This window comes from Paraburkholderia sp. SIMBA_053, assembly GCF_046534895.1.
Taxonomy (GTDB): Bacteria; Pseudomonadota; Gammaproteobacteria; order Burkholderiales; family Burkholderiaceae; genus Paraburkholderia; species Paraburkholderia caledonica.
Genome location: NZ_JAWRXU010000835.1, coordinates 1 through 266 on the forward strand (window position 1 = coordinate 1; position 266 = coordinate 266).

1 pseudogene is annotated in these 266 nt (G+C 58.3%); it reads right to left on the minus strand.

Annotated elements, in window-relative coordinates:
• Positions 1-266, minus strand: a pseudogene (locus SB753_RS37930) (two-component sensor histidine kinase); the annotation flags it as partial.

Genomic DNA, 266 nt, shown 5'->3' on the forward strand with positions numbered 1-266 from the left:
TCCATACGAGCAGTATCAGAAAAACCGTCGGCACAAGACTTTCGAGCGCCGCGCGCCCAGCAGTCTGTTCGCGAAACGCGATAGGCTGACCAACCTGATACGTCAAATCGTCCGTGTCTTTTCTAAGCGTGTAGAGTCGGTAGCGATGACCATTGATCCGCTCGACCGAGTATCCGCCCGGTGCGTCCCGGCTGAAAGTCACGTCCGGGTCGGTGTTGTCGGTCGGAGTCGAAAGCCCCCGTTTCCATATCTGCCCGACGAACCCG